Genomic DNA, 6,477 nt, shown 5'->3' with positions numbered 1-6,477 from the left:
CTTGCATCCTCTTCAACTCCTTGATTACAAAGCTAATGAAAACCTTTAATAAAATAAAAAAATTCTCTGGATATTTGGATTACAACATAGAAGAAACTGTTTTGAATTTCTACAAAAGTTTTTCTTGGCTTGATGGTTCGCATGATAAATTCGGAACAGGCTTTTATTTTCCCCAAATCTTGTCAATCATTTTCCGGTTGGCTTTCATTACGCCGTAGGTGTTTTGTTTTTTATGTTACTTTTTTGTTAGCCGTTTCTTGGAACTTTCAGATGGTTTTGTTATCTCTGCATTATCAGTTAAACTAACCAAGAAACACGCATACGGGCTTCACTATGCAATGCGGACAAGACAAACTTCTTTTCATGCTTCTGCAATTGCCCCGGAATCTCTTCAAAAATGGCGGCAACTTTCGTTGCTTGATTGTCAGCATATTTGCGGATGTCATTGCGGTAAAGAGCCAATACGTTGCGTTTCACCTCATCCACCTTTTCAAAATCTCGCGTTTCCACATATTTCATACAGATGCAAATTAGAACGTGGAGACCGGGATATTTTCAAAGAATACGTGTCTTTTCGAAAATGGAAAGGAAAGGTCATTCCCGGCATTGAGCGGCGCAGGAGGGTCGAGTTAGCCTTGCTGTTCGAGCCTTGAAACTGGAAAGAAGGAAATAGGCAACCGAATAATGCCCGGCATTACACAGACAAACTATTCAGGACAAAATGCTAAATAACGACCGCTTCTGTATATTTTCATTTGGACTACAAATTAAAAATCAGACATCATGGCAACATTCAAACTAAAATTCCGCCCTTCTACCGCTGAAGGCAAGCCTGGCACTATGTATTTCCAAGTGACTCACCGCAGAAGCACGAGAGCTGTTTATACCGATTATCATATCACACCAGAGGAATGGGACGGGCGGACTTCGTTCATACGCATCATTGGCACACCGGAACGGCAGGCGGAACTGCAACTGATTGCCTCCAAGGTACGGTGGGACTGCAAACAAATCACTTCATTGATTACGGAAAAGGAGCAGGCAATGGTGGAATATACGGCGGACGACATTGCATCGGCCTTTCGGCTGCTCCCACCTTGCCCAACGTGGTTCGGCTTTATCCACGGCATGGTGGCGAAAAAGCTCCGCATCGGCAGGCTGGGTACAGCCAAGACCTATCGTGATGCCTTGGCGAGCTTCTCCCGTTTCCGTAACGGCGAGGACATCGCCATAGACGCATTGGACGCGGAACTGATGAACCAATATGAGGCATGGCTGAAAGAACAGGGCGTGAAGCGAAATTCATCATCGTGCTACCTGCGCACCTTGCGCACCCTTTACCGCAAGGCGGTGGAAAAGGGGCTGGCAACCGACAAGGACATCTTCCGCCATGTCTTCACGGGCTTTGCCTCTACCGTGAAACGCGCCCTCCCGTTAGATACCATACGGGCCATCAGAAGGCTCAACTTGCCGGACGGTTCCGACCTTTCCTTTGCCCGTGACCTATTCATGCTCTGCATCTACCTGCAAGGCATTTCGTTCGTAGATATGGCGTATCTGAAGAAGAATGACATCAAGAACGGGCTGCTGCAATACAGCCGCAAGAAGACAGGGCAGAGCATTTCCATCGGATGGGAACCGGTTATGCAGGAGATTGTGGACACCTACGCCCACCTGACTGTCGGTAGTCCTTATCTGCTGCCCATCATCACCAAGCAGGATGGCACGGAACGCCGGCAATATGAGCGGATGGAACATAAGGTGAACCGACTGCTGAAGAGAATCGGCGACATGGTGGGGCTGCAGGTTCCGCTCACAACGTATGTAGGAAGGCATTGCTGGGCAAGCACGATGCGGGACATGGGAGTCAGCCTGTCCATCGTTAGTAAGGGTTTGGGGCATGAAAGTTTAAAAACCACGCAAATCTACCTTTCGTCCATTGACACGGAGGGTGTTGTGAAAGCCAACCGTCAACTGATTGGCAAGATTTTTCGCAAATAAAACGACTGGAATCTGTTCGACAAAACCTGCCACTGTATATTATGAAACGGCAGGTTTTTATAATACACTGATATTCAGCGAATATCAAGCCTTGGTTTTCTTAATTAGTCGAACAAATGCAGCTTTTGGAAAATTTTAATCACTAATCTTGAAAAAAAATTAGGCCTTAAATTCCTTAGTATTAAATCTTTTTATTACATTTGCAACGTGTTTTGCCGCTTCATAATATAAAACTATGGTAAAGCGGCGAACTATAAGATACTTAATTGATTGAAAACTAAAGATTTGTGATATGGGAACAAAAATGTTAAAGCGCATTGCGCTTTGTTCTTCTCGTCACATAACAACGGCAGGCCATTGTTGCTGAGTTTTTACTCCGGAATGCTGCCGCTAAACCTAAAGAATACTGTAAACAACGCCTAAGAACGTCCTAAAAATGTTTGCAAAGCGTGGTGATTCAAATTCGGAGAGGTATCAGTCAGCCATCATGCGATTGTCATGGGGGGTAGCGTAAGGAACGCCTTGTTCATTTACAATTCGTCTATTTACAATTTACGATTTGGTGTGTTGTAAATGGGATAAACCACCGTAAATAGTACTTTGCAAATCGTAAATCCATCATGTTGTCCGACAAACTCAACACAGTCGATTACCATTGGTTTCTTGTCTGCACCAAACCCGGACATGAAACGGAACTGTGTGCACTCATCGAGCGCGAAAAGGGCAAGATACGGAATATATTGGAAGTCTATTGTCCTACGCATACCAAGGTCTATGTGCGCCGTGGTGACAACGAGCAGCGACGGCCCTTTTTCGACGGCTATGTGTTTGTGCTTGCCACCCAAGGCGCGTTGGCTGAGTTTCTCCGTGACAACGATTCCGGTGCTTATATTTGGTACAACCGAAAGCGCACGCCGGACGAGAAAGCTGTCGCTTGCATCATACCCGAATCCCAAATTCGTGCTTTCCGCGACTACAACGAGAACTATGCCGACAAGGTGATAGTGTTGGAGCGTTCTTATACGGATTATGCATTCAATGCGAAAACGGACGAGCCGAACGAGATAGTCCGTGTGGTTGATGGCCCACTTGCCGGGTGTGAAGGATACATCTGCCGCTTCCACAAGAAAAAAGGACTGGTGTTCCGTGTTCAGGGCATAATGCCGGGCAGTTGGCTGACCGTCACCTACCCAAATGCTTCCGACCTCCATGTCGTCCGCCTTCACAATGCCGAGGGTGACCGATTGTCCATCGGTACGGAGAAAGGGCGGGCTGTTGACCTGCTTGTCGGCATTCTGCAAGGCTGTGGCTACAGAGAACGCACACAGCCCATGCTGTATGAGCTGATGGAGCATCTTGCCGCCGACCTGTCGTTGGAGGCTCTTTGCAAGTATCTTCAGAAGCAAGGGGAGAAGGCTTTGGCTGACCGTCTTGCCAAACTGACCACCAAAGAAGCCGAACTCTTGATAAACCTTGCCCGCTACGAGCATGACACGCCCGGATATGTGAAGGAAAACTGGCCGCGGATTACCTTCCGCCCGTTCCTTACGCCCACATCCGGAATAGAGATGGAAGAAGACAAGAATGAGGTAGAGTTGCAACATAAGGATTTTACGGAAATCATCCGCAAGGTGGACATCACCGAAGAGGTTTATTACCCCAGCCGACAGGAGGACGGAAAAACCAACACTACGTATTATGCCCATATCGGCATGAGGGAAGAGATGGGAAACCTCGTTTTCTTCGCCAACTGGGACGATTTTCTCTACGGATATTTCCTCACGGCAGGAAAAGCCAACGAGAAGTTGGTTTCCGGTAAGGTGCAGAAAGTCCGTAACGAGATTACCCTTACAGAAACGGAAAAGCTCATCGAGTCTTTCCGTAATTACGCGCCTACTTTATATAAGGTATTGACGGAACCTGATTCAGCCGTAAAAGCAGTACCGAATTTCAAGGTCGGCGAAGAGTTGCTGAACGTATTTGCCATCCAATCGTCAGCGCAAGAAAAAGAGGCGGCAAAGGACCAATTGATTAAAACCTGTGTCCGTATCTGCAAGGAAATAAACACCACCAACCATCTTGCCGTATGGCGCAGGTATCTGCGGACGGTGTGGTTGCACAATTGAAGTTGACAAGGTATCAGTTGACAAGGCAACAAGGTTCTGAATAGTTTCACTAATGGCATCTAAAACCTTGTTAACTCGTCAACTAGTCAACTTGTTACCTGAAATAAAATGTACACGATAGCCGAATTTACATCCGAATGGAAACGCCTTCACCATCCGTCCATGAACGTTGACGGCGATGTGGCTTTCTTTTATGAAATCTACGTCAGGCTGCACCGTTTGTTAGAACAAGAAGCGGCGGCATTCGACGAGCAGCTTATTCTTTTCTTGCTGCTCTATACGGAGAACACCGTTTCTATCGGGCTTGACGGCGTTTACGAGTACAGGTACCGCAGCGTGGGCAATGTGGTGTCCAGCTGGTGCGAGAGTTTGGACATGAGCGCGGAAGCCACCTCCCAAGTGGACAGGTTCGTATCTGCGGTCGTGACAAAAGCTCCTTGCAGTGCCCTTCGTGGGTGGATGACGGCATGTGTACTGTCAGGCGATTTCTCCCGTTTGGGCGAAATGCTGACATGGTTTCCACAGGAAGACCAAGTGATGTGGCGCATCTTCCCAGACTTGCGTTTCAGGGAAATGATGTTCCGCAGGCTTACGGGAGACTGGCAGACCGCCCGGCAAATGCTGTGGGCAGACCTTGCCTTCAACTGGCGTGACAAGCGCGGTGATTCCTTGGCGGTTACCATTGCCAAACAGTTCCGTTATGAAACTTCTTTTGTGGAAGCGGAGGAAAAGGCTTTGCTGATGGAAGCGGCAGAAACACTTGATGCCATCCATGCCGAACAGTTGGACACTTATACGGTCATAGAACGAAACAATGAAAATGTGCTTACCTTGCGCCATAGGGACGGTCGTGTGTTCCAGAATGTAATTTTCCCGACACCCGTTCCCAAAGACGTGCCCAGCCATTATCTTGCCGTCCAGCTTGTTACCTATAATAACAAAACATACATAAGCGGTTCTGCCGTATGGCTCAACGAGGAAGCCCTGCCGATATGGAACGGTGAAGCCAATTGGAACGACATCGTGAAGAAAGAACAGGATGCGGCAAAGCTTACTTATTTCACCACCACCTTTGGCAAGCGGATCAGTCTTTATGAAGACCTCTACACCGTGCCTGAAGACCCTGAGGAAGCCTATTACGCCGACATGGGCATCTATTTTGACGAGCCGAACATCTTTGATTTCTTGGGAGGCAGGCCGAATGGCAGGGTAATCTATTTTGGCGGCTGACAGACAAGGTAAAATTGAAATAAAAGTGGATAACAACAGAAAAAAGAACATGCAGACGGCAATCATAACCCTCTCTCCTTCTGGGGATAGTTGGAGAGGGGCTGAGGGGCTGGAAGGTTTCGGTTTCATCGCCTACGCCAACTCCCGCGTTGAGAAACTGAGGGATGAGGGACGGTATGACGCCGCCAATAAGTTGAAAATGTATCTCAGGAGGTTCATCGCCTATCTGGGAAAAAACGAAGTGCCTTTCAAGGACTTTGACGCCCTGTTGATACGCAACTACCACACGTGGCTGAAGAATCAGGAGCTGGGGCGTAACACCATTTCCCTCTATATCCGAAATTTGAAGCGGGTGTACCGTCTTGCCGTTGATGACGGCCTTGCCGCCGACAGCAACCCCTTTGAAGGCATGGACGTGAGTTACCGCGTCAAGAAAGACAGGAACGGGTTGACGCTTGATGAGGTGAAACGCCTGCGTGATTTGGACTTGAGCGGCGAGTCACAGCAGGTAGTATTCGCCCGTGACATCTTCCTGTTCACAGTCTATACCAAGGGCATGAGGAGCGATGACATTTTCCGGTTGACGAGAAAGAATATCAAGAACGGACAGCTTACTTACTGCCAACACATCACCGGCAAGGAGATTTCCATTCCGTGGGAGCAGGCTCTGCAGGAGATTGCGGACCGCTACAAACAGGAAGGGACGACACGGCTTTTCCCTGTCATCACGGCAAAATCTCCGCGCGAGCAATGGAGACAGTATGACGGCATCCTGCACCGCATCAATTACAGCCTGAAGAAATTGGGCGAGACGATGGAGCTTGGTTATCCGCTGAACCTTACCGTTGCCCGGCATTCGTGGCAGAACATGGTGAGAGGGATAAGGATAAGCGACATCCTATAGAAAATAGCCTTGCTTCTGAAAGCGGTGCAAAAGGTATTGGCATTTAACTCCCAGCCCGCACTGGCGGGCGATAACTGCCTGTAACTCCCTTTTTTGAGATACCTTACCTCAGGCAGATAGCCGCCGCTCAGGAATACCTGAATGCAAACCGCAATGCCGACCTCTCGCACGTGAAGTGCCTTCTCCGCTGGATAATGCCCAAGGAGTACCACGATG

The 6,477-nt window shown here is 48.3% G+C and carries 6 protein-coding genes and 1 pseudogene; 6 read left to right on the top strand and 1 reads right to left on the bottom strand.

Annotation, left to right across the window (positions count from 1 at the left end; translation table 11 throughout):
- Positions 1 to 218: hypothetical protein (locus B5F71_RS20840; RefSeq protein WP_206423864.1), on the top strand; the 218-nt coding region annotated here is incomplete at its 5' end.
- 79 nt (positions 219 to 297) lie between these two features.
- Here B5F71_RS20840 and B5F71_RS18070 read toward each other — a convergent pair.
- The gene (locus B5F71_RS18070; protein ID WP_206423863.1) at positions 298 to 519 is read right to left on the bottom strand and encodes a hypothetical protein; all 222 of its coding nucleotides are present in this window, start codon (positions 517 to 519) and stop codon (positions 298 to 300) included.
- 8 nt (positions 520 to 527) lie between these two features.
- Here B5F71_RS18070 and B5F71_RS21095 point away from each other — a divergent pair.
- The 5 genes and pseudogenes from B5F71_RS21095 to B5F71_RS18045 all read left to right on the top strand — a co-directional run.
- Positions 528 to 653, top strand: a pseudogene (locus B5F71_RS21095) (glycoside hydrolase); the annotation flags it as partial.
- Between the two features lie 130 nt (positions 654 to 783).
- The gene (locus B5F71_RS18060; RefSeq protein ID WP_087213117.1) at positions 784 to 2,001 is read left to right on the top strand and encodes a site-specific integrase; all 1,218 of its coding nucleotides are present in this window, start codon (positions 784 to 786) and stop codon (positions 1,999 to 2,001) included.
- A gap of 620 nt (positions 2,002 to 2,621) precedes the next feature.
- Entirely contained in the window at positions 2,622 to 4,127 is a 1,506-nt protein-coding gene (locus B5F71_RS18055; protein ID WP_087213115.1) for a transcription termination/antitermination NusG family protein, read from the top strand.
- Positions 4,128 to 4,235: 108 nt separating this feature from the next.
- Positions 4,236 to 5,357 carry a hypothetical protein gene (locus B5F71_RS18050; protein ID WP_087213112.1) on the top strand — a complete coding sequence of 374 codons (1,122 nt, stop codon included), beginning with the start codon at positions 4,236 to 4,238 and terminating at the stop codon, positions 5,355 to 5,357.
- 49 nt (positions 5,358 to 5,406) lie between these two features.
- Positions 5,407 to 6,261 carry a site-specific integrase gene (locus B5F71_RS18045; protein ID WP_241148645.1) on the top strand — a complete coding sequence of 285 codons (855 nt, stop codon included), beginning with the start codon at positions 5,407 to 5,409 and terminating at the stop codon, positions 6,259 to 6,261.
- Positions 6,262 to 6,477: the final 216 nt, after the last annotated feature.

It is taken from the genome of Bacteroides sp. An269, assembly GCF_002159755.1.
Lineage (GTDB): Bacteria > Bacteroidota > Bacteroidia > Bacteroidales > Bacteroidaceae > Phocaeicola > Phocaeicola intestinalis.
The sequence above is the reverse complement of the archived record's forward strand: the minus strand, read 5'-3'. Positions and strand labels throughout refer to the sequence as shown.